The 21,806-nt window shown below is 72.2% G+C and carries 8 protein-coding genes; 1 reads left to right on the top strand and 7 read right to left on the bottom strand.

Features of this window, described 5'->3' with window-relative positions:
* Positions 1–11 precede the first annotated feature (11 nt).
* The 6 genes from CU044_RS40065 to CU044_RS21260 form a co-directional block, all read right to left on the bottom strand.
* On the bottom strand, positions 12–12,059 hold the full coding sequence (locus CU044_RS40065; protein WP_129770304.1) for a type I polyketide synthase: 12,048 nt from the start codon (positions 12,057–12,059) through the stop codon (positions 12–14).
* Between the two features lie 1,688 nt (positions 12,060–13,747).
* The gene (dhaK, locus tag CU044_RS21280; RefSeq protein ID WP_129770303.1) at positions 13,748–14,743 is read right to left on the bottom strand and encodes a dihydroxyacetone kinase subunit DhaK; all 996 of its coding nucleotides are present in this window, start codon (positions 14,741–14,743) and stop codon (positions 13,748–13,750) included.
* Between the two features lie 95 nt (positions 14,744–14,838).
* Complete coding sequence (dhaL, locus tag CU044_RS21275; RefSeq protein WP_129770302.1) at positions 14,839–15,522, bottom strand: dihydroxyacetone kinase subunit DhaL; 684 nt, start codon at positions 15,520–15,522, stop codon at positions 14,839–14,841.
* Between the two features lie 27 nt (positions 15,523–15,549).
* On the bottom strand, positions 15,550–16,335 hold the full coding sequence (locus CU044_RS21270; protein WP_129770301.1) for an HAD-IA family hydrolase: 786 nt from the start codon (positions 16,333–16,335) through the stop codon (positions 15,550–15,552).
* 4 nt (positions 16,336–16,339) lie between these two features.
* On the bottom strand, positions 16,340–17,200 hold the full coding sequence (locus CU044_RS21265) for a class II fructose-bisphosphate aldolase (protein ID WP_129770300.1): 861 nt from the start codon (positions 17,198–17,200) through the stop codon (positions 16,340–16,342).
* 223 nt (positions 17,201–17,423) lie between these two features.
* Entirely contained in the window at positions 17,424–18,074 is a 651-nt protein-coding gene (locus CU044_RS21260) for a class I SAM-dependent methyltransferase (protein ID WP_129770299.1), read from the bottom strand.
* A 272-nt stretch (positions 18,075–18,346) separates the two neighbouring features.
* Between CU044_RS21260 and CU044_RS21255 the strand changes: the two genes are divergently transcribed.
* Positions 18,347–20,518: a hypothetical protein gene (locus CU044_RS21255; protein WP_129770298.1), complete on the top strand. Its 2,172-nt coding sequence runs from the start codon at positions 18,347–18,349 to the stop codon at positions 20,516–20,518.
* Between the two features lie 136 nt (positions 20,519–20,654).
* Here CU044_RS21255 and CU044_RS21250 read toward each other — a convergent pair whose 3' ends face one another.
* Positions 20,655–21,752 carry a hypothetical protein gene (locus CU044_RS21250; protein ID WP_129770297.1) on the bottom strand — a complete coding sequence of 366 codons (1,098 nt, stop codon included), beginning with the start codon at positions 21,750–21,752 and terminating at the stop codon, positions 20,655–20,657.
* Between the last annotated feature and the right edge of the window lie 54 nt (positions 21,753–21,806).

Here is a 21,806-nt window from a genome sequence, read left to right as displayed (position 1 = left end):
GTCCGGCCGTGTCACGAGGTCTCGAGTTCGTTGTCGAGGTAGCCGAAGAGTTCGTCGTCGGTGGCCGAGTCGAGGTCGGACTCGAGGTCCTCGCCCGCGTCACCGGTCCGTGTGTCGCTCCACTTGGCGAGCAGGGCGCGCAGCCGCAGGTCCGCCTTGGTGGCGGCGCCGTCGTCGGTGAGGGCGAGCAGCGCGCTCTCCAGCCGGTCGAGCTGGTCGAGCACGCCGGTCTCCGGATCGGGCTCGTTGCGCGGGAGCAGCGTGAGCACGTGCCGGGTGATCGCGGCGGCCGACGGGTGGTCGAAGACGAGCGTCGAGGGCAGCCGCAGCCCGGTGACCGCGGTGAGCCGGTTGCGCAGTTCCACCGAGGTCAGCGAGTCGAACCCGAGGTCCCGCAGCGCGCGGCCGGGATCGACGTGGGCGTCGCCCGAGTGGCCGAGCGTCGCGGCGACCTGTGCGCAGACCAGGTCGAGCACCGTCTGTTCGCGGTCCGCGGCGGACTGGCCCGCGATGGTGTCGGCGAATGTCGTGGTGGCGACGGGGGCCGTCGTCGTGACGCGGCGGGCGGGGGCGCGGACCAGGCCTCGCAGTATCCGGGGCAGTGTGCCGTCCGCCGCCTGTCCGCGCAGCGCCGCGGTGTCCAGCAGGACGGGTACGAGCGTGGCGCGGCCGTCCTGGGCCGCGGCGTCGAACAGCGCGAGCCCTTGCTCGGTGGGCAGTTCGAGGATGCCGGAGCGGCCTAGCCGGGCCCGGTCGCCCGTGTCGAGCCCCGCCGTCATGCCGCTCGCGGCGGCCCACATGCCCCAGGCCAGGGAGACGCCGGGCAGGCCGAGCGTGTGGCGGCGTCGTACGACCGCGTCGAGCGCCGCGTTCGCGGCGGCGTAGCTCGCCTGGCCCGCGCTGCCGAGGATGCCGGCCGCCGAGGAGAACACGACGAACGCGGACAGGTCGGTGCCCCTGGTCAGCTCGTCCAGGTGCAGCAGGCCGTCGACCTTCGGGCCGAATACGCGGTCGACGCGTTCGGGTGTCAGCGACTCCAGCACGCCGTCGTCGACGATGCCCGCCGCGTGGACGACCGCGCCGAGCGGCCGGTCCAGCGAGGCGAGCAGAGCCGCCACCGCGTCGCGGTCGGCCACGTCGCAGGCCGCCACGGACACCTCGGCGCCCAGCGCGACCAGTTCGTCGCGCAGTTCCCGCGCGCCCTCGGTCGCCGGCCCGTTGCGCCCTGCCAGTACGAGGTTGCGGACGCCCCGGTCGGCGACCAGGTGGCGTGCCACGAGTGCGCCGAGTGTGCCGAGGCCGCCGGTCACCAGGACGGGGCGGTCCGGGTCCGCCGGCCATGGGCCGTCGCCGGGCGGGGTGAGCGGAGTGCCGGTGGTGGCCCGGACGAGCCTGGGCGCCGTCACCAGTCCGGCCCGTATGGCGAGTTGGGGCTCGCCGGAGGCCAGTCCTGTGGGTACGGCGAGGGCGGATTCCTCGGCGTCGTCGAGGTCGAGGAGCGCGAACCTGCCGGGGTTCTCGGTCATCGCCGACCGTATGAGCCCCCACACGGCGGCGTGCGCCGGGTCGGGCGCGTCGGTGTCGACGGCGCCGCGGGTCACGAACACCAGGCGGGTGTGCGCGGTCCGCTCGTCGGCGAGCCAGTCCTGGGCCCGTGTCAGTGCCCAGGACACCGCTTCCCGCGCCGCCTTGCCGTCGTCCCCGCCGGACGGCCGGGGGCAGGGGGCGAGCAGGTCGGTCACACCGTCGAGGGCGCCGAAGCCGGACACGGCCGGCGCGTCGAGGCCGAGGCCGTCCGCGTCCGCGCCGAGCACGGCGAGCACGGCCGGGCTGTCCCCGGTCCCTTCGACGGGCGTCCACTCCAGGGCGAAGAGAGCGTCGGTGGTGCCGGAGGCGACCCTCCTGAGCTCCGCCGGCCGCATCACCAGCGACTCGACGGTGGCCAAGGGCCTGCCGGTCTGGTCCGCGACGGCCAGCGCCATCTCGTCCTGACCCGTGGGCGTCCAGCGCACCCGCAGCGTCGACGCGCCGACGGCGTGCAGCCGTACGCCCGTGAAGCTGAAGGGCAGCCGGGGGCCGCCGCCGGTCTCGTCCAGTGCGCGCAGCACGGGTGCGTGCAGCGCGGCGTCGAGCAGGGCGGGGTGCAGGCTGAAGCCCTCACCGCCGGTCGCGTCGTCCAGGGCCACTTCGACGTAGACATCGCTGCCGAGGCGCCAGGCGGCGCGCAGCGCGCGGAACACGGGCCCGTAGTCGTAGCCGAGTTCGGTGAGGCGGTGGTAGACGTCGTCGACGTCCATCGGGGTCGCGTCCTGCGGCGGCCAGGCGGCCAGTTCGGTCGGCTGTGCGTCGCCCGCCGTGAGTGTGCCGGTGGCGTGCTCGGTCCATGGCGCGTCCCGGTCGGCATCCTCGGGGCGCGAGTGCACCCGGATGTTCCGCCTGTTGTCGGTCTCCGCGCCGACCGCGACCCGCAGGGCGACGCCGCCGCGCTCGGGCAGGATCAGCGGGGCCTGCAGGGTCAGCTCCTCGACCTCGTCGAGTCCGCAGTGGCCCGCGGCGTGCAGGGCGAGGTCGAGGAAGCCCGTGCCGGGGAACAGCACCCGGTCGCCGACACCGTGGTCGGCGAGCCACGGCTGGGTCCGGGTGGACAGCCTGCCGGTGAAGACGACGCCGTCGGAGTCGGGCAGCGCGACGGCGGCGCGGAGCAGCGGGTGGTCGCCGGCGGCGACCCCGAGGGCCGCCGTCGCCCCGTCGCCCGCGGGGGCGACGGCCGCGGTCAGCCAGTACCTGTCGTGCTGGAAGGCGTACGTGGGCAGGTCGACGCGGCTGCCGCGGTCGCCGAGCGCGGCGGCCAGGTCCAGCCGCGCGCCCCGGACGTGGAGCCGCGCGGCGGCGAGGGTCAGCGTGTCCGCTTCGGACCGGTCGGTGCGAAGCGTCGGTACGAACACGGCGTCGGGGGCGCTGTCCTGGCCCATCGCGGTGAGCACACTGCCGGGCCCGACCTCCACCATCGTGGTCACGCCCTGCGCGACGAGGGCCGTGACAGCGTCGGCGAACCGCACGGGCCGGCGTACGTGCCGTGCCCAGTAGTCCGGCGAGGCCAGTTCCTCGGCGTCGACCGGCGCGCCGGTCAGTGTGGACACGATCGGCAACGCGGGCGGGTTGGCGGTCACGCCCGCCACGACGCGGCGGAACTCCGCCAGCATCGGTTCCATCAGCGGCGAGTGGAACGCGTGGCTGACCCGCAGTCGGGTCACCTTGCGGCCCTGCGCCTTGAGGCGGTCGGTGAGTTCGAGCACTTCCAGTTCGCTGCCGGACAGGACGAGCGAGTTCGGGCCGTTGATGGCGGCGATACCGACGTCCTCGGAGCACTCCGGCGCGATCTCGTCCTCGGTGGCCTGCACCGCGACCATGACGCCGCCGGCGGGCAGTGCCTGCATGAGCGCGCCGCGCGCGGCGACTATCGCGCACGCGTCGGCCAGCGAGAACACGCCCGCCACGTGCGCGGCGGCCAGTTCGCCGATCGAGTGGCCCGCGAGCGCGTCGGGCCGCATTCCCCAGGACTCCCAGAGCCGGTACAGCGCGACCTCGACGGCGAACAGCGCGGGCTGGGCGTACTCGGTGCGGTCCAGTACGGCCTGGTCGTCGCCGAAGACCACGTCGCGCAGCGGCACGGCCAGCAGCGGGTCGAGGTGGGCGAACGCCTCGTCGAGCGCGTCGGCGAACACGGCGTGCGTCTCGTACAGTTCCCGGCCCATGCCGATGCGCTGGGAGCCCTGGCCGGAGAACAGTACGGCGAGCCTGCCGCCGTCGGGGGTGCCCCGTACCACGGCGGGGTCGTCCGTGCCCCGGGCCAGCGCGTCGAGTCCGGCGCGCAGTCCGGGGGTGTCGGTGCCGAGTACGACCGCGCGGTGGTCGAGTGCGGCCCGCCCGGCCGCGAGCGTCACGGCGATGTCCACGGGCGACAGCTCGGGCCGCTCGTCCATGGCGGACGCCAGGCGGACGGCCTGCTCGCGCAGCGCCGAGGTGTCGCGGGCGGACAGCGCCCACGCCAGGGTGCGGCCGTCGGGCTCGTACGCGCGGGCGGGGGTGACGGGCTCGGCCTGTTCGAGGATGACGTGGCCGTTGGTGCCGCTGACGCCGAACGCGGAGACGGCGGCCCTCCTCGGCCTGCCGGTCTCCGGCCACGGACGCTCGTCGGCCAGCAGTTCCACGGCGCCGGTCGTCCAGTCCACGTGCTGGGACGGGCGGTCGAGGTGCAGGGTGCGCGGCAGCACGCCGTGCCGCAGCGCCTGCACCATCTTGATGATGCCCGCGATGCCCGACGCGGCCTGGGTGTGGCCGATGTTCGACTTGAGCGCGCCGAGCAGCAGCGGCCGGTCGGCGGGGCGGTTCTGGCCGTAGGTGGCGAGCAGTGCCTGCGCCTCGATGGGGTCACCGAGCCGGGTGCCCGTGCCGTGGCCCTCGACGGCGTCCACGTCCGAGGCGGTCAGCCCGGCGTTGGCGAGCGCCGCCCGGATGACCCGCTGCTGCGCGGGGCCGTTCGGTGCGGACAGCCCGTTCGACGCGCCGTCCTGGTTGATCGCGGAACCCCGGACGACGGCGAGTACCTCGTGGCCGTTGGCGCGGGCGGCGGAGAGGGGTTCCAGCAGGACCAGGCCCGCGCCCTCTCCCCAGCCGACGCCGTCGGCGGCGTCGGCGAAGGGCTTGCAGCGGCCGTCGGGGGCCAGGCCGCCCTGGAGGCTGAACTCGGCGAAGGGCGTCGGCGTCACCATGATCGCCGTGCCGCCGGCCAGGGCCATCGAGCACTCCCCCGACCGCAGCGCCTGCATCGCGAGGTGCAGGGCGACCAGCGAGGACGAGCACGCGGTGTCCACGGTGACGGCGGGCCCGCGCAGGCCCAGCGAGTAGGCGATCCGGCCCGACATGACGCTCAGCGCGTCGCCGGTCAGCCGGTAGCCGTCCATCTCGGGCGTCGCCTGTTCCAGGGTGCCGGCGTAGCCCTGCGGCGAGGCGCCGATGAACACGCCGGTGAGGCTGTCGCGTACCGAGGACGGGTCGATGCCCGCCCGCTCGAAGGCCTCCCAGGCGAGTTCGAGTACCTGCCGCTGCTGGGGGTCCATCGCCAGCGCCTCGCGCGGGGCGATACCGAAGAAGCCCGCGTCGAAGCCGCCCGCGTCGTCGACGAAGGCGCCCTCCAGGGTGCGGCTGTGGCCCTGGGCCTCCGCGTCGGCCGGGTACAGCCGGTCGGTGTCCCAGCCCCGGTCGTCCGGGAAGGGACCGATGGCGTCGTGTCCGGCCAGGACGAGGGACCAGAGGTTCTCGGGTCCGCGTACGCCGCCGGGGTAGCGGCAGCTCATCGCCACCACCGCGATCGGCTCGTCGGCGTCGCGGGTCGCGGTCCGGCCGGCCGGCGCGGCGGTCTCCCGCTCGCCGAGCACCACGGTGTGCAGGTGGCGGGCGAGGGCGTCCGGCGTCGGGTGGTCGAACACGACGGTCGTGGCCAGCCGTACGCCGGTGGCGGTGTTGAGGCGCTTGCGGACCTCGATGGCGGTGAGGGAGTCGAAGCCCAGCTCGCGGAAGGCCCGGTCCGGTGTGACGGCGTCGGGGCCGTCGTGGCCGAGCACCGCCGCCGCGTGGCCGCGGACCAGGTCGAGCAGGAGCCGGTGCTGGTCGGCCTCGGTGAGCCCGGCGAGCCGGTCGGCCAGTCCCCCGCCGGAGGCCGGCTGTTCCGCCGTGTCCTGTTCGGCCAGGGCGACGACGTCGGGGATGTCGCTGATCAGCGGGCGCGCGCGGGCCGCTGTGAAGCCGGGGGCGAAGCGGGCCCAGTCGACGTCCGCGACCGTCAGAGTGGTCTCGCCCGTCGCGAGGGCGGTGGCGAGCGCGCCGACCGCGAGTTCGGGCCGCATCGGGCGCATGCCCCGGCGGCGCAGCTGGTCGTTGAGGTCGCCCGCCGCCATCCCTTCGCCTGCCCACATGCCCCAGGAGACGGAGGTGGCGGGCAGGCCGTCGGCGTGGCGGCGCTGCGCGAGGCCGTCGAGGAAGGCGTTGGCGGCGCCGTACGCGCCCAGTTCGCCGCTGCCCCAGACCGCGGATCCGGAGGAGAACAGGACGAAGGCGTCCAGCTCGCGCCCGGCGCACAGTTCGTCGAGGTGGGCGGCGCCGACGGCCTTCGCCGCCAGGGCGTACGCGAGGTCGGGGGTGTACGTGTCGGCCAGGGTCAGTGACGGGACGGTGCCCGCCGCGTGGAAGACGGAGCGGATCGGTGTGCCGTCGGCGTCGAACCGGGCGAACAGGCCGGCCAGCGCGGCGCGGTCGGCGGCGTCGCAGGCGGCGACGGTGGTCCGGACGCCGAGCGCGGTCAGCTCGGCCTCCAGCTCGTGGGCGCCGGGGGCGTCGGCGCCGCTGCGGCTGGTCAGCACGATGTGCTCGGCGCCGTTGGCCGCCAGCCAGCGGGCGACCTGGCCGCCGATGGCGCCGGTGCCGCCGGTGATCAGTACGGTGCCGCGGGCGCGCCAGGGGGCCGGAGCCGCGGGTGCGGGGGCCGGGGTCAGCCGTCGTACGGACACACCGGAGGCGCGGATCGCCAGCTGGTCCTCGTCCGTCTGGCCGGCCAGGACGGCGGCGAGCCGTGTCGCGGTCCTGGCGTCGGGGGTCACGGGGAGGTCGACGATGCCGCCCCAGCGGTCCGGGTGTTCCAGGCCGACGGCGAGCCCGAGGCCCCACATCTGGCTCTGCGCCGGGTGGGTCAGCGGGTCGGACCGTCCGACGGACACCGCGCCCGTCGTGGCCAGCCACAGCGGGGCTCCGATCCCGGCCTCGCCGAGCGCACGTACCAGCGCCGGTGTGCCGGACAGTCCGCTCGGGACGGCCGGCGACGCGGGGTCGGGCCGCTCGTCCAGCGCCAGCAGGGACAGCACACCACTGGGCACGACGCCCGCGGCGCGCAGCGACTCCACCGAGCCGTCGACTTCCAGGACGTCGGCGCCGTGGGCGCGCAGCGCGTCGACGGCCGCCGCACGCCACGGGTGCTCCGCCTCGGACGGCGAGCCGACCACGAGCCAGGTGCCGGTCAGGACCGGCGAGGCGGGGGCGGCGAGCGGGCGCCAGGTGACCCGGTAGCGCCACGAGTCGACGGCGGACCTCTCCTGCCTGCGGCGCCGCCAGCCGGCCAGGCTGGGCAGGACGTCGGTGAGCGGCGCGTCGGCGGGCACGTCCAGCGTCTCGGCGAGGTCGCCCCGCTCCACCGAGGACCAGAACTCCTCCAGCGCCGGGTCGCCGCCCGCCGTCGGGCGGGCCGGTTCGTCGATCCAGAACCGCCTGCGCTGGAACGGGTAGGTCGGCAGGTCCACCTGCCGACCGGCGGGCACCACGGCACGCCAGTCGAAGGGCAGGCCCTCCACATACGCCTCGGCGGCGGAGAGCAGGAACCGGTCGAGGTCACCGTCGGTCCGGCGCAGTGTGCCGACCACGATGGCGTCGGCACCGGTCGCGTCCAGCGTCTCGCGCACCCCGATGGTGAGGACGGGGTGGGGGCTGCACTCGACGAACACACCGACGCCCCGGTCGATGAGGCCGCGGGTGGCGTCCTCGAACCGTACGGTCTCCCGCAGGTTCTGGTACCAGTACTCCGCGCCCACCTCTGTCCCGGTCAGCCACTCCCCGGTGACGGTGGACAGCATCGGCACGCGCGCGGGCATGGGTTCCACCCCGGCCAGCACGGTCGCCAGTGTGTCCCGGATGCGCTCGACGTGCGGTGAGTGGGACGCGTAGTCGACGGGGACGCGCCGGGCCCGTACGCCGTCGGCGGCGCAGGACTCGACCAGTTCGTCCAGTGCGTCGGCGTCGCCCGCCACGACCACCGAGCCGGGGCCGTTGATCGCGGCGACGGAGATCCGCCCGTCCCACCGTGCGATCCGCGCGCGGGCGTCGTCGACCGTCGCGGCCAGCGATACCATGCCGCCCTGGCCGGACAGCGCGGGCAGCGCCCTGCTGCGCAGAGCGACGATCTTGGCGGCGTCGGCCAGCGACAGCGCGCCCGCGACGTGGGCGGCGGCTATCTCGCCCTGGCTGTGCCCCACCACCGCGTCCGGCTCCACACCGTACGAGCGCCAGAGCGCGGCCAGCGACACCATCACGGCGAACAGCGCGGGCTGCACGACGTCGACCCGGTCCAGTTCCGCGCCGTCGGCCAGGACGTCCCACAGCGACCAGTCCACGTGCGGGGCGAGCGCCTCGGCGCACGCGTCGATCGAGTCGCGGAACACGGGCGACGACTCGGCCAGCGCGGCGCCCATGCCCAGCCACTGCGAGCCCTGGCCGGGGAAGACGAACGCCACCTTGCCCGGGGGCCGTGCGACGCCGATCGCCATGCGGGCGGACTCGCCCCCTCGGGCCACCGCCGTCAGCGCGTCGGCTCCGCCGGACACCACCACGGCCCGGTGGTCGAAGACGGACCGGGACAGCAGGGCGTCCGCCATGTCGGCCGGTGCCAGCCTCTCCGCGGCGGCGGCGAGCTGGGCGGCGTGGGCGCGCAGGGCGTCCTCCGTGGACGCGGAGAACACCATCGGGACGGGCTCGGACGTGGACGGCGGCGCGACCGGGGTCTCGTCGGGCGCCTGCTCCAGTACGGCGTGGGCGTTGGTGCCGCTGATGCCGAACGAGGACACACCGGCCCGCCGGGGGTGCGCGGACTGCGGCCACGGCGTGGTCTCGGTGACCAGTGACACCGCGCCCGACGACCAGTCCACGTGGGGAGTGGGTTCGGTGATGTGCAGGCTCTCGGGAAGCTCGCCGTGGCGCAGCGCGAGCACCATCTTGATGAGGCCGGCGACGCCGGACGCCGCCTGCGTGTGGCCGATGTTCGACTTCAACGAGCCGAGCAGGAGCGGCTGGTCGGCCGGGTGCTCACGGCCGTAGGTGGCGAGGAGCGCGTCCGCCTCGATCGGGTCGCCCAGCCGTGTGCCGGTGCCGTGCGCCTCGACGGCGTCGACCTCGGCGGCCGGCACGCCCGCGTTGGCGAGCGCCTGCCGGATCACCCGGCGCTGCGCGGGGCCGCTGGGGGCGGTGAGGCCGTTGGACGCGCCGTCCTGGTTGATCGCGGTGCCCTTGATCAGGGCGAGCACGGGGTGCCCGTTGCGCCGCGCGTCGGACAGCCGCTCCAGCAGAACCATCGTGGCGCCCTCGGCGAGGCCGAATCCGTCCGCGCTCGCCGAGAACGCCTTGCACCGCCCGTCGGGGGCCAGCGCGCGCTGCCTGCTGAACTCCACGAACATGCCCGGCGACGGCATGACCGTGACACCGCCGGCCAGGGCGAGGGGGCACTCGCCGCGCCGCAGCGACTGTACGGCCAGGTGCAGGGCGACCAGCGACGACGAGCACGCCGTGTCGACGGAGATGGAGGGTCCGCCGAACCCGAACGTGTAGGAGAGCCTGCCGGACGCGACGCTTCCGGTGTTGCCGGTGAGGAGGTAGCCCTCCAGGTCCGCGGGCGCCTCGTGCAGCCTGGGCCCGTAGTCCATCGTCATCGCGCCCACGAACACGCCCGCCCGGCTGCCGCGCAGCTCCTTCGGGTCGAGGCCCGCCCGCTCCAGCGCCTCCCAGGTGATCTCCATCAGCAGTCGCTGCTGCGGGTCCATCGCCAGCGCCTCGCGCGGCGCGATGCCGAAGAACTCCGGGTCGAACTGGGTGACGTCGGGCAGGAAGCCGGCCTCGCGCTGGTAGTACCCGCCCGCCCGCTCGGCGTCCTCGTCGTAGCGCCCGTCCAGGTCCCAGCCACGGTCGGTGGGGAACGCGGTGATGCCCTCGCCGCCCGAGGACAGCATCTCCCACAGGTCCTCGGGGCTGTGCACGCCGCCGGGCAGGCGGCAGCTCATCGCCACGACGGCGATCGGCTCGTCGTCCCCGAGCTGTGCGGGAGCCACCAGTTCGTCGTCCTCGGCCGGCTCGCCGAGCAGGACGCGGCTGATGAGTTCGGCGAGGCCGCGGCACGTCGGGTTGTCGAAGACCGCCGACACGGGCAGGTTCAGGCCGGTGGCCGCGTTCACCAGGTTGCGCAGCGCCACCGCGCCCGCCGAGTCGACGCCCAGCTCCAGCAGCGGGGCGTCCGCGTAGGCGGAGGAGTCGATGTCGCCGCCGACGACGGCGGCGACCTGCGCGCGGACCAGGTCGATCAGGAATTCGATGCGGTCGGGGGCGTCCGCGAGCCGGTCGGCCAGCGACGGGGCGGGGCCTGCCGCGGGCGCCGGGTGCAGCGGGTACGCGGGCAGCGGCACCGCGCGCGCGTCCCGGCCCGCGAACACCGACTGCCAGTCGGGGAGCACGCCGTGCGCGTGGAGTTCGGCCAGCGCGGAGACCATCTGGTCGGCGCCGCCCTTGTCCTTGCGCAGCGTACCGATGACGGCGGCCTCGACGGCGGCGTCCTCCGCGGTCTCCTGCATGGCCCTGGTGAGGACGGGGTGCGGGCTCGACTCCAGCAGCAGGCGGTGCCCGGCGGCGAGCGCGGCGCGTGTGGCGCTCTCGAAGTCCGCGGTGTTGCGGAGGTTGCGGCACCAGTGGTCGGCGGTGAGTGTGAGCGGGTCGACCCTTGTGCCCGTCGTGGCCACGTAGATGGGCACATCCGTCGGGCGTGGTGTGATCGGGGCGAGGCCGTCGTGCATGGCGTCGAGCACGGAGTCGACCTGGCGGCCGTGCGCCGCGAGGCGGATCGCGATGCTCCTGGCCCTGATGCCGTCGGCGGCCAGTTCGGCCATCAGGTCGGTGGCCGCGTCCTCGGTCCCGGAGACCAGGACGGAGCCGGGGGCGTGTACGGCGGCGAGGTCGAGCCCCTCGTAGCGGGTCAGCCGCTCGCGTACCTCGTCGGCGGACGCCAGCACGGAGACCATCACACCGCGTTCGAGCAGGTGCACCTGCGCCTGGCTGAACAGGGCCACGGCCCGTGCGCCGTCCTCGACGGACAGCGCGCCCGCGACCGTGGCGGCGGGTATCTCGCCGACGCTGGAACCGATCACAGCGCCGGGCTCCACGCCCCAGGACCGCCACAGCGCGGCCAGGGAGACCATCATCACCCAGAGCGCGGGCTGGCCCACATCCGGCCGGTCGAGCGACGGTGTGTCCGTCCTGCCGCGCAACACGTCCATCACGGGCCAGTCCACGAACGGTGTGAGGGCTTCCACACAGGCGTGCAGCTGCTCGGCGAACACCGGCGAAGCTTCGAGTAATTCGTCGGCCATGCCCAGCCACTGCGGCCCGTGCCCCGGGAACACGAAGGCGACACCGTTCGCCGCGGCTCGCGCGGGACCTCCGGTCGCGAGCCCCGGCACCGGCCGGCCCTCGCTGACGGCGAGCAGCTCGTCGGCGAGCCGCGCGCGGTCCCCGCCGACGAACACGGCGCGCTCAGCGAACGCGGGACGGGTCGTGGTGAGGGATGAGCCGAGGGATAAGGCGAGGTCGACGAGCGGGAGGGCCGGCTCGGCGCCGAGAAGAGCGTGCAGGTCGGCGGCCCGCGCGCGCAGCGCGTCCTGGTTGTGCGCCGACAGCGTGACCGGGACGGCGGGCCCGTCCGGCGCGGCGCGGCCGGGTTCGGGACGGCCCGCGCGCAACGCGGCCTCGACCAGGGCGGGGACGTCGTCCGGCCACTCGTCGTCAGTGGTTATTCGGTAGGCGAAGGTCTCGGTCCGCGCACCGTCCGCACGCGTGAGCACGGCGAAGGCCCCGTCCGCGCCGACCAGGGCCAGGTCACACTCACCGGACCGCACCGCGGCGACGGCCTCGGCGACCGGGTCGTGCCCGGTCCGGCTCGGGCCGTGGAAGCCGAGCACGCGCGCCAGCCCGTCGGCGTCGTCCGCGCCCGCTCCGCCGGCGGCGAGATAGACACCGACGCCTGACGGGTCGTCGGCTCCGACGCCCGCGTCTTCACAGGCCGTCCACGCGGACTCCAGTTCGGCCGTTCGGTCCGCGGGAAGCGGCATACCGGCCAGTTCGGTCAGCGCGCCGGGATTGCGCTCCGCCCGCACCGGTACCGCGGGCGCGGCCCCGATGACGGCGACAGTGCCGGTGTCCACTCGTGCTGATTCGCACATGGCAGCCTCTGCTCTCGTCAGTCGTCCACCAGAATCGAAACGCTTTTCTTGGCGACGCCGCCGCCATAACGGGCGCAATTCAAGCCAGCGCTTCGGAAATTGTCAACCAGCGCACGGCCGGCTGCGTTGACGGTAGCGCGCCAGGCCAAGAATGCCCGTCAAGGACACGCAGAGGCGTGTCCGAGCGCGTGGACTCTCGAAATTTACCGCGCGAACTTCCGAAATTTACCCGCCTCTCGGCGCCTCCAGGAAATGACTGACTGAGCACTTGTCCACGCACTGGCCCTTGCATATCTCCGCCCTGAATCACCAACGGTATACAGACAGAAAACCGACCTCATTCAGCCGGACGCGTCGGAGTTCACACGGAAACGCCCGATATGCCGTCCGGACGGCGACGCATGGATTCAAGCCGGGGAGGCGTGGCCGCATCTCGACGAAATCCCGCCGCGCCCCGCGTCCACCGGCCAGCACCCCAAGACCAGTGGCATAGGCCGGGGACACCGGGCGTTCTGGCTGAACTGCGACGTTCGCACGGCAGCGACGAAAGCCGGTAGTCGACGGCGCGCCCCGGCCGGAGCGCAGTCTGGCGCGAACCGTACGGAGGAAGCCCCAGCAGCAATAACCTCAGGAATGCGCGCACCCGGGGAGTGACAGTGCTCGGCCGCTGATCACAGAGCCGGCCAAGGGCTCGGGCGAGTCGGCCTCAGCACCGCCCGGCTGAATAACGATGGTTACGCCACTCGCCATCCCGCGGCCGGAGTGAACGGTTATGGCGGCGAAGCGACCAATCAAGCCATACCCACGGGGATCAATCAGCCAGCATGTGAAGGATGTGAAGCCGTATTACAAAGAACACCCTGTTTACCTCGCCGAAACGAAAGCCGGAGTCGAGGTTCGCGACGAATACGCTGAGGGTGCTGCGGGACGGCCGGCGCATGAGTAAAACCATCAGCCCGACCTGTTTTTCCACGCAGCAGCCGAGGGCGGCACACCGAGAAGTGCCAGAACCCGCATCGCGGGTAACCGGGGCTTAGTCCCTTTACATGAACTCCGGGTATCGCGCTCGATACCGAGGACCACGGGAGCGGCGCTAGGGGAAACCCGATTGGGTGCGCCGGCAGATCTTACAAGGCCGCAATGAATGCGAAAGCCCAGCGATCCCCTGCCTGCCCCAAGAGTATCGGAATCCGCGTTGCCCGCTCCAGCCTCTTCCCTTGTGGTTATTGGAAGCGGAATAACACTTCCACACCGGCACGCAGGAGCGTTCCCCCACGCGGTGAATACGCCCAGGCATCCGCCGTCACGAATCACCGGCGCCGCCACCACCTGGGGCTGCCTTGCGCCGTTCACATCTGCGAAACCTGGCACCACATCACCCCACGCACCGCACACCGCCCTCGGGGGCCGGCAGCCGTGACCGAACAGGCGCCCGTTTGACCGTTCGAGATGCCCGTTTCCTGCCCGCTTCGGCTCCGTACCCGTTCGCCACGGTCACCTCGCACGTCCCGCACACCCGAACCGGGCGCCACAGCCCCGGCAGCCGACGCGCGGTGGATTCCATGGGGCCCGTACACGCGGGACGCCCCCGGCAGCCATGAAGTGTTCAACCCCACTGTGACGTTCGCCCGGTCGCCGCCAGCGCGGATCCGCTCCACAACACGCGTCGGTCAGAAGACACGGATCGGGATCTCGGCCGGGTCCGCGAGCAGGCCGGAGATCTCGTCGTCCAGCCGGACCAGGGTGATGGACGCGCCGGCCATGTCGAGCGAGGTGCAGTACTCGCCCACGTAGCTGCGGCGGATCTCGATGCCCCGTTCGGCCAGTTGCCTGTGAGCCAGCCCGTACACCAGATAGAGCTCGCCGATCGGAGTGCCGCCCAGGCCGTTGACCATGAGGGCGACGCCGTCGCCCGAGACGTAGGGCAGGTCGTCGACGACAGCGGTGACCAGCTCCCGCACGATCGCGTCCGCGGGCTTCATCTTCTCCCGCCGCCGGCCCGGCTCGCCGTGGATCCCCACGCCCATCTCGATCTCGTCGTCGGGCAGTTCGAACAGCGGGGACCCCTTGGCCGGCGGCGTGCACGCGGTGAGCGCCATGCCCATGGTGCGCGTGACGGAGTTCACCTTCTCGCCGATCCGGTACACCTCGTCGAGATCGGCACCGCGTTCGGCCGCCGCGCCGGCGGCTTTCATCACAAAGAAGTTTCCGGCAACCCCGCGTCGGCCGACCGTGTAGGTCGAGTCCTGCACCGAAACGTCGTCGTCGATGAACAGCGTACGAACGGTGACACCGTCGGCCTGCGAGAGCTCTTCGGCCATCTCGAAGGCCATGCGGTCGCCCGTGTAGTTGTTGACCAGCAACAGGACGCCCTTGGGCGACGAGACGAGTTTGACCGTCTCGTATACGTAGTCGGTGGGGGGCGCGGAGAAGACGTCACCCGGGCAGGCGGCGTCGAGCATTCCCCTGCCGACGGTCATGACATGCGACGGCTCGTGTCCGGAGCCCGAGCCCTGGACGAGGGAGACCTTGTCGGGCCGGGGCGCGTCGGCGCGCATGATCAGGTTGTATTCGGGGACGTACCGCAGGGTGCCGGGGTTGGCGAGGGCCAGTCCCTGGAGCATCTCGGGCACGTAGTTCTTCGGGTCGTTGACGAACTTCTTCATGCGATCGCTCCTGGATCTCGGCGTGGGGACACGGACTGGCTCGGTACGGCCCGGTGCCAGGCCCCGTACGGGCCCCGCCCCGGGGGCACGGCGGTTCAGGTACGTACGGCCCATTCGTCGGCGACGCGCTCCGCCATGATGGCGACCGCCATGGCCCCCGCGTCCGGGGAACCGATGCTGCGCTCCCCGGTGTAGCTCGGCCGGCCACGCCTGGCGATCATCGGTGTGGTGGCTTCGGCGGCGGTACGCGCCGCAGAGGCCGCGACCCTGGCGAGACCGGCGGGACCGGCGGGACCGGCGGGACCGGCAGCCGGGCCCTCGCCGGTCTTCCTCTCGTTCGCCAGCGCGTTCTCCAGTGCGTCGGTCATCGGGATCAGCGCGTCCAGCAGTGTTTTGTCACCGAGGTCGGACTTGCCTCGCACCTTGATGCCCTCGGCGGCGGCGCGCAGCATGGCGACCGCGTCCTCACCGTTCAGCTCGGAGCGGTCGTTGACGGCTCCGGCCGCCCGGAGGAACGCGGTGCCCCAGAGTGGCCCGGAGGTCCCGCCCACCCGTTTGGAGATCACCAGGGCCACCTTCTTCAGAAACGCCGACGGGGAGCCGCGGTCCAGCGAGTCCCAGTCGGCGAGAACGATCTCGAAGCCGCGGGCGAGCGAGTACCCGAAGTCCCCGTCGCCCACGACGGCGTCGAGCTCGCCGAACTCGCGCTCGTTGTCCACCGCCGTTCTGGCGATGGTCCTGACGACGAACTCCAGATCACTGGCTGTTGTCGATGGCATGGCTCTCCTGACTGTCTGTCCTGACCGTCACGTCGCACCGGCGGCGAGCAGGAATTCGAGGTCGGCGAGCCTGACGAACGGGCGGGGGTCGGCGCCGAAGGGGTCGCTCAGCACCTTCGTGGTGGTCTCCTCCGGCTCGGGATCGCCCAGTGACGACACCACCAGCCACGCACCGGTGAAATCCTCCAGCGCGGTATAGGCGCTGGTCGTGACGGTGCAGCCGAGGCCCGCGCCCCGTGCCGCGAGCAGCCCGTTGCGGCTGTCCTCGATGACGATGGTGCCCGCCGGACCGAGCCCGAGCCGGTCCGCCGCGTACTGGTAGATGTCCGGCGCCGGTTTCTTGTGCGGCACGATGTCTCCGGCGAACACACTGAAGCGCCGGGCCAGTTCGGGGCCGGCGGCGAGTTCCAGCACACTGCGTACGGACGGCTCCGCGGAGGTGGAGGCGACGGCCAGTGTCCATCCGGCGGCGTCGGCCTCGGCGGCGATCCGCCGTACGCCGGGCCGGGGCGGAACGGTGCCGCCCTCGATGATCCCGGTGTAGATCTCGGTCTTGCGCCGATGCCACCGGGCGACCTGCTCGTCGAGCGCGTCGGCGTCACTGGGCAGCCCGGTCGCGGCGATGAAATCGGGGGTGAGGAGCGTTTTCATACGTTCCTTGCCCCCGCCGACCTTCACCTTCTCGGCGTAGGCGCTGTCGCTCCACCGTACGGGCAGGCCGAACTCCTGGAAGGTCTGGTTGAACGCGGGCAGGTGTCCGTAGCGCTCGGTGTCGGCGAGGACGCCGTCGCAGTCGAAGACGAGGGCGGGCACGGTGTCACCCGGCCCGGCCGGCGCTGCCGAAGAGTGTCATGAGCGAGCCGGTCATCCCGATGACGTCCTGGCGGACGGACCGGAACAGCGAGGGAGGATCCCACTTCTGCTTCTCCGCCGCCGATTCGAGGAAGGCCAGGCTCGACTTCATGAACCTCTCCTTGAGGGCGGTCGAGATGTTGACCTTCGCGCAGCCCCGGGAGATGAGATCGCGGAACTGCTCGTCGGAGAGACCGCTGCCGCCGTGGAGCGCGATCGGCAGGGGGTACGCCGTGACGATGTCGGAGACCCGCTCGAAGTCGAGTACCGGTGGGCGCTTGTACGTTCCGTGGGCGTTGCCGATGGCGGGCGCGAAGACATCGACGTGTGTCGTTCTGAGGAACTCCAGTGCCACGTCCAGATCCTGCTGGGCGGCCGCGCTGTCGGTGCCGATGTCGTCCTCGACCCCGGTGATGGACTCGATCTCGCCCTCCACGTGGGCGCCGTGTCCGCGGGCCTCGGCGACGACCTCGACCGTCTGCCGCATGTTCTCCTCCACCGGCAGGTTCGAGGCGTCGAACAGGACGGAGTTCCAGCCCCGCCGCAGGCATTCCGTGATGACCTCGCGCTCCGGGCAGTGGTCCAGATGGAGTGTGACGGGCACCTCGATACCGGCCGTCATCGACGTCCACATCGCGAAGAGCACCTCGCTTCCGATCGATTTGACCGTCTTGACGGACGTCTGCACGATCAGTGGCGAGCCGTTCTCCACCGCGGCCGCGAGAACCGCCTCCATGGTGAGGTCGTTGAACACGTTGATGGCCGGCACGCCGTAACGCTTTTCGAAGGCGTCGGACAGGATGTCGGTAAGCGGCACGACAGACACGTGGACTCCTGGGATCGGGCACACCCAACGGAGACCGAGCCCTCGTGACCGGGGACGGGTCTCTCCATCCATTCGACGCCAGCCGGAAGAGCGCCGCCACTCAGCGGCCGACGAGCGGGGGACGGCCGTTCGTGGTCGAGCGGGTCCGCCTCACCGACAGCGGTGTCGCGGTCGAGGCCGGTTCGAGCCGCCGCAGCCGGCTCGGCTCGATGTCGACGCGGCGTCAGGACTGGCGGCGCGCGAACAGGACCGCTCCTGGGCGGCTTCCGTCGAGGTCGAGCAACCACTGAGCCTCGACGGTGAATCCGGCATCGCGCAGCCAGGCGGTCACCTGGTCAGGCCGGCGGCGGTGGACATGGACCTTCATCGGATGGCCGCCGTAGCCCCGCGTCTTCAGTCGCGACTCGTCGCCGATGTGAAAGCCGAGCAGCAGCGGTCCGCCGGGGCGCACCACCCGCCGGAAATGACCGAGGACCGCGGGGATCGCATCGTCAGGGACGTGAATCAACGACCAGAAGGCGAGCAGGGCGGTGACCGACGCGTCGGCGAGGTCGAGATCCGTCATCGAGCCCACCTCGAACCGCAGGCCGGGGTGGTCCCGCCGGGCCACGTCGATCATCACGGGTGAGAGGTCGATACCGAACGCGTCGACGCCCAACTCACGTAGGTGGGCGGTGACATGACCCGGTCCGCACCCCACATCCACCACCGGCCCGCCGCCGGCTGTGTGAACCATGCCGGCGAACAATGCCAGTGCCGACAGAAGATACGGCTCCCCTGCCAGCACTTCGCGGATCTGGTCGGCGTAGTCGACCGCGACCGTGTCGTAGGAGCTGCGGGTGTCCGCCAACCATCCGTCCACGTTCGAAGGCACGTCCTCAGCTCCATGTCCAGTCCATGGTCTGCAAAAGCCGTGCGAGACCGGACGACGGCTCTTCCCGCCACGCGCGTTGTGCCGACCGGTTCTCGCGCTGCTCAGGGAGTCTATAGCCGCATCCGCTCATACTCGGCGAGTTCTTCGGCGGTGCCGTCCAACTCACAGCGCCTGCCGCCCTGAACGCTCGTGAACGCGGCCCGCCGTCATGGCGCACACCATGTGCGAAAACCCGAATGCTCCGGCTCGGGTGGTTCTGGGATCATGCCCGGATGGCCCACCCTCTCGACCCCCTTGTCATCCGGCACACCCACCGCCTCCCCGCCCCCTCCGGACCGGCCGGGCACGGCGACGTCGCGGCGCGGCAGTTCGACGCCGCGCTGATGTCCGTCGGCTTCAAACTCTCGGCGGCCGTGATGGAGCGTCTGTCGGGGCTGTCCGAGGAGACAGTCGTCGCCACCGCCGCGCGCACGCTGGACACCGTCCGCGAGATGGTGGGCGACCACGTGCGGCACAACGTCTACTTCCTCGACTTCCCCGCCAACGTGCCGGACACGTTCGACTTCTGGAGGCAGTGCATCGCCGAGGCGTTCGCCGACGACGCCTCGCGGGACAGCACGCTCGCCCAGTTGCGCGCTGGCGTGGTCGATCTGCTGACGCTCCCGTCGTACGGCAACTACCGGCACACGTACGACGGGATGCTCGCCGCCCACGATGAGCTGATCGCCGCGGCGGGCGACCGCATCACGCTCCTGCACCTGGGCGGCGCCTCGGACGACGAGGTCGATGCCCTGTACCTGGCCCTCGCCGGCAGCGCCACTCCGCTGGGCGACGAGGGACTGCGCGACCTCCGGGCACTCGCGGAGCAGTGTGCCGACAGCCCGCAGCCCGAGGCGATACCGGTACGCGAGAACCGAGCCGTCATCAACGTCGCCCGTCTCGAAGCCGGCCAGGATCTCCTTCTGGACACCGTCACCGATGTCCTCCGGCTGGCCTGCGCGCTCTCGGACGGCGACGTGACCCTCGTGGAACCCACCCGCTTCCGGTCGCTGTCCCGACCGGTCCGGCGCGCCCTGCTCGCCGGTCTCGACGCCGTGGTGGCGGCCGCTCCCGCCAAGCTCGCCGATGTCACCGCGCGGCGCGAACCGTTCAAGCGCCTCGGCGAGCGCCTCCACCCGCACGAGTACCCGCGCTGGCCGCATGCCGCCGAGGTGTTCGCCGTCGCCCGGGGTGAGAAGGAGGCCCGGTCCTTCGACAGCCGCCTTGAGGAACTGCTCGGCGCGAGCGACGTCACCGGGGCGGCCCGGCTGCTGACCGCAGCCCCGGGCAGGCTGTTCCGTGCTCTGGACCGGCTGCTGCGCGCGTGCGTCACCCAGGAGGAGCGCGATGCCGTCATGGCCGCCGCCGAGGAGGTCGCCCCGCAGGTCTCCGGCCGTGTCCTGCTGTCGGTCCGCGAGCACCTGCACAACCGCGCGCAGGAGACCGGCGAGCGTCGCGTCTTCGTCAACCAGCGCGGCCGCGCCTGGGTCACCGCCGACACCCGTCCCCCCGTGCCGCCGCCCGAGCGGCGGCGCCTGATCGCCGCCCTGGACACCGAGACGCGCCGCCGCCTTCCGGACCCCGGGCATCTGCTGATCGACCCCGACGTCCTCGATGTCGCGCTCCCGCTCAGCGGCAAGGCGTCGGCCGCCGGGCTCGGCGTGCTGCCCCGTGGCTCCCTCTCCCCCGTCGACGGTGAACTGCTGCGCTTCTTCGTCTACTGGAAGCAGAAGAGCCACAGCACCGACTACGACCTGTCGGCGCTGATGCTCGACGCCGAGTACGCGACCGTCTGCTGGCTGTCGTACACCGCTCTCACGGAGGTCGGGGGCGAGCACTCGGGCGACATCACGGACGCGCCCGACGGCGCCTCGGAGTTCATCAACCTGCGCCTGGACGCCGTGCGCGGCACCTTCATCGTCCCGCAGGTCAACATCTATTCGGGGGAGGACTTCGAAGCGGTCGAGGAGTCGTTCTTCGGGTTCATGCGGCGCGATGCCGAGCAGCGGGGCCGCCCCTTCGAGCCGCGTACCGTGCGCATGAAGTCGGAGCTGCGCGGCCCGGGGAGAGTCGCGCTGCCGTTGGCGTTCCGGCGCGGGAGCGACGGCCGCTGGCGCGCCAAGTGGCTCCACCTGTACCTCCAGGGCAGCCCGGACTCCAACCGCGTCGAAGAGAACCGGTTGTCGGTGGCCACGCTGGTGCGCGGCATCGTCGAGCGTGACTACCTCACGGTCCGGTACCTCACCGGCCTGATGGCCGACCGCGCCACGGGCATCACACTGTGGGACGGTACGACGGTCCCGGACGGCCCGGTCACCTACATCGGCCTGGAGCGCCCGGACGGACTGCACCCGGATTCCCTGATCGTCACGCCGGAGAATCTGCGCGACCTGATCCCCGGCTGACTGCTAGCGTGGGACTCGGCGAGGCCATGGAGGGACTTCCTTCTCCTTCCTCTATGAAATTAGTCCTTCCGCTTTCCTCGCCCTCTTCGTGGAAGCCGGGGTGCCGAACAGCACCCCGGCTTCCACGTCTCCTCGCTCACGACCGGGTGGCGGTTCCGCATCCTGTCGCGCCGGCGTCCCGCATGCGGGCGTCCATCGACGTGCTCCGGTCGTACGGGTCGACCTCGGGGCCGTCTCCCGAGCCCGTAACGGCGCGTTCGGCGCTGAACTCGGGAAGGAAGTAACCGGTGACGTTGTCACAGCCGCCGTTGGCGGTGTCCACCTTGTAGGAGACCAGGGAGAACGTTCCCGGCTCGATGACCACCTTCGACGGGTCGTCCCAGCTCATCACGATCTCGCGGCGCACGATGGTGCGCGCGACCTCGTCGCTGCCCGCCGCGGCGCGTACGACCGGGTAGACGTAGGTGACGTCGGTGGTCACCTCGACCGCGCCGCGCTCACCTTCCTCGTACGTGATCCGTCCTCGCGTCCTGACCACGTCACCGAAGGGCCGCGCCTTCGTTTTCGCGAAACGGCTGAACAGCAGCAGCGGATCGTTCTCCCGGCCGGGCGCGCGGAACGCGGTCGCCAGGTAGTCCTGGACATCCCGCTGATGGGGATTGATCAACGCGATCGCCTTCGCCGGCCGTTCCCCGCCCAGCACCTCGGGATCCAGACTGGACGCGGCGAGGAAGTTCCGGCTCTGTTCGAGCGCCTGCGCGACATGTTCCCTGCTCATCCAGCCTGTCGCCCGTGCGGCGGGCAGACTCATCCCCGCGGTGCCGTTGGCCCACTGTGCGGCGGGCGATCCCCTGAACGGTTCCTTCACGGTGGGGAGTTGTGCCGCGGCCTCCGTCGCCGGGGGCTGACCGGGGCGTTCCGACTCCGCGGCGAGCGGTACGCTCTCGCCGCCCCCGTCCCCGAACCAGCCGGCCACCCGCCCCGGATCCAGTGCCACGACGAGCAGGCCGACCGCGGCCAGGAAGCCGACCACGTACCAGCCCTTGCCCCGTCGCCGCCGGGGCGGCTGGTGAGTTCGCCACCCCTCCGGCGGACCGGTCTCCCCCTCCAGCCTCCGCGTCACCATCCGGGCCCGCGCCGAGGGCTCCTTGGGAGCGCCCTGGGCCCCGGTCCCGGCCTCCCGGAGAAAGCGCTCCCACTCTTCGTCCGGTATGGACGGCCCGTCCTTGCTCATACCGCGCTCCCGCCCCTTTCCGGCTGACACTGGCCGAATGTAATCACGTACGGC

Origin of the sequence: Streptomyces sp. L-9-10 (assembly GCF_004151105.1) — a bacterium.
GTDB lineage: Bacteria > Actinomycetota > Actinomycetes > Streptomycetales > Streptomycetaceae > Streptomyces.
Note: the sequence above shows the minus strand (reverse complement) of the source record. Positions and strands in the feature narration are given on the sequence as shown.